3 protein-coding genes are annotated in these 2,853 nt (G+C 65.2%); 2 read left to right on the forward strand and 1 reads right to left on the reverse strand.

Going from position 1 to position 2,853, the window contains the following annotated elements; genetic code table 11:
• Positions 1 to 395: TolC family protein (locus G3N98_RS38880; protein WP_206151086.1), on the forward strand; the 395-nt coding region annotated here is incomplete at its 5' end.
• 382 nt (positions 396 to 777) lie between these two features.
• Here the strand turns inward: G3N98_RS38880 and G3N98_RS38885 are convergent.
• Positions 778 to 2,154, reverse strand: a complete 1,377-nt coding sequence (locus G3N98_RS38885; RefSeq protein ID WP_174972934.1) for a nucleobase:cation symporter-2 family protein — start codon at positions 2,152 to 2,154, stop codon at positions 778 to 780.
• 439 nt (positions 2,155 to 2,593) lie between these two features.
• Between G3N98_RS38885 and G3N98_RS38890 the strand changes: the two genes are divergently transcribed.
• Positions 2,594 to 2,853, forward strand: a 260-nt coding sequence (locus G3N98_RS38890) for an FGGY family carbohydrate kinase (RefSeq protein ID WP_241026293.1), incomplete at its 3' end; no start/stop codon positions are given.

Raw genomic sequence — 2,853 nt, forward strand, 5'->3', positions numbered from 1 at the left:
TCGAGATCGCGAACTACGAGAAGGCGATCCAGTCGGCGTTCCGCGACGTGGCGGACGGGTTGGCCGCACGCGGCACGTACGACCAGCAGATCGCGGCGCTGGAGCGCAACGAGCACGCGCAGCAGCGTCGCTTCGACCTGTCGGACCTGCGTTACAAGAACGGTGTCGACAGCTACCTGTCGGTGCTGACCGCGCAGACGGACCTGTACAGCGCGCAGCAGTCGCTGATCAATGCGCGTCTGGCACGCTGGACCAACCTGGTCAACCTGTACCGTTCGCTGGGCGGCGGGTGGATCGAGCGGGCCGGCGAAACGCCGCGCGCGCCGGATGCACCGGTCGACTACGACAAGGCGGCTGCTCCGGCGCCTGCGTCGGCAACGGCGACGAACGGGTAAGCGCAAGCAAGGAAGGGCAGGCGCGGTCTACCGCGCTTGTCTTTCGAACCGGCTGGTTGCGGAAACAAGAACGCCGCGGACGAAAGTCCGTGGCGTTTTTTTTGCGTGCTCGAATCGGGCGGCGCGAAGATGGTCGGGATGACGGTGCGCGTATCGGGCTCCGGTGTCGCTTGTCGCACCGGTCCAGTCATCCTGCGTGGCTAGTGAGCATCTCGTGCCGCGCCTTTGGCCGACCCGCGGCCGACCCGCTTTCACGCGCCATGACCGTCCGACCGATCACCGCGCATAGTCCCGTCCCCCGCAAAGCAAAACGCCACGGCATGCCGTGGCGTTTTTCGTTACCGCTTACCGCTTCTCCGCGCCGTCGTCCGGCGCGAGGCGATCAGTGATGCACGTCGGCGGGACGGCCGTCGAAGTCGTGTCCGGCGCGACGGATGTCGCAGCGTGCGTCCTTCTCGCCTTTCACGCCGTTGAACACGATGTTCAGGATCACGGCCGTCGCCGATGCCAGCAGGATGCCGCTGTGCAGGATCGGCGCGAGCGCGGGCGGCAGCTTCGAGAAGAAGTGCGGCGACACGACCGGCACGAGGCCCATGCCGACGCTCACGGCGACGATGAACAGGTTGTGCGTGTTGTTCACGAAGTCGACCTTCGACAGCACCTTGATGCCGTTCGCCGCCACCATCCCGAACATCACGATGCCCGCACCGCCGAGCACGAACGGCGGCACCGATGCGACGACCTGCGCCATCTTCGGGAACAGGCCGAGCAGCACGAGGATCACGCCGCCGGTGGCGCACACGAAACGGCTCTTCACGCCCGTCACGCCGATCAGGCCGACGTTCTGCGAGAACGACGTATGCGGGAACGAGTTGAAGATGCCGCCGATCAGCGTGCCGAGGCCGTCGACGCGCAGGCCGCGCACGAGGCGCTCCTGGTTGACCGGGCGATCGACCATGTCGCCGACCGCGAGGAACATGCCGGTCGATTCGATGAACGTGACGAACATCACCGTGACCATCGTCACGATCGACAGCGGGTCGAAGTGCGGCAGGCCGAAGTGGAACGGCATCACGAAGCCGACCCACGGTGCGTGTGCGACGCCGTCGGTATTCACGCGGCCGATCGCGAAGGCGATCGCGAAGCCGGCGACGATGCCGAGCAGCACCGAGATGTTCGCGACGAAGCCGCGGCCGTACTTGTTGATCAGCAGGATCAGCGTGAGCACGAGCAGCGACAGGCCGAGATAGACGGGGCTGCCGTATTCGGGGTTGCCGACGCCGCCGGCCGCCCAGTTGATGCCCACTTCCATCAGCGACAGCCCGATCACCGCGATCACGGTGCCGACGACGACGGGCGGGAAGAACCGCAACAGCTTGCCGATCATCGGCGCGAGCACGATGCCGATGATGCCGGCCGCGATGGTCGAGCCGAAGATGTCGAGGATGCCGAGGCCCGGGTTGGTGCCGATCGCGATCATCGGGCCGACTGCCGCGAACGTGCAGCCCATGATGACGGGCAGGCGGATCCCGAAGATCCACAGTCCGAGCGTCTGGATCAGCGTGGCGATGCCGCACGAAAACAGATCGGCGCTGATCAGGAACGCGATCTGGTCTTTCGGCAGCTTGAGCGCGGCGCCGACGATAAGCGGCACGGCGACAGCGCCGGCGTACATGACGAGGACGTGTTGCAGGCCAAGCGTTACCAGCTTGCCGGTCGGCAGCACCTCATCGCACGGATGGACCGTGTTCGATTGCATCTGTCTCACTCCATGATCTTGTTTTCGGGGTGATACGAAGTTATGCGGAATGAATCAACGCAACAAGAGCGCTGGGTACTATTCCGTTCTTTGCTGGTTCGATATGCCATTTCGGCATGCAACAGGGTGGCGATCATCGGGAAACAGCCGCAGGAGTGAGGTTCCCCGGTTTTATAGCCCTTCAAAATAGCGCCGGCCCCCGTGTCAAATATAGGCGGCTTTATGGTGTGTATCGGGTGGGCGGCATAGTGGCAAAAAGTGCCTGGGAAAAATCGTGCCGGGTTAACCCGCGAACGGCCGCTTTTGCCCGCAAGGTGCAGCCGGGTGGAACCCCGCCGGCGACCGCGTTTTCGGCCCCCCGCGGTGGCGGCAAAAAACGGGGCGCGCATCACGATCCCGTTATCATCGACATCCGTTCATTCGAATTCGCCCTCACGTCATGCGCCTGCTCGGAATCGACCTCGGCACCGGCTCCGTCAAACTCGTCACGCTCGATGCCGACGGCGTCGAGCGGGCAGTCGCGAGCGAACCTTATGCGCTGTCGTCGCCGCAGCCCGGCTGGGCGGAGATCGCGCCCGATACGTGGTGGCAGGCGCTCGTGCGCGCGGCCGCGCGGCTGCCGGCCGACGAGCGTGCGCAGGTGGCCGCGATCGGGTTCTCGGGGCAGATGCACGGTGTCGTGCTGATCGACGCGGCCGG

Source organism: Burkholderia sp. Tr-20390, from assembly GCF_017104595.1.
Taxonomy (GTDB): Bacteria; Pseudomonadota; Gammaproteobacteria; order Burkholderiales; family Burkholderiaceae; genus Burkholderia.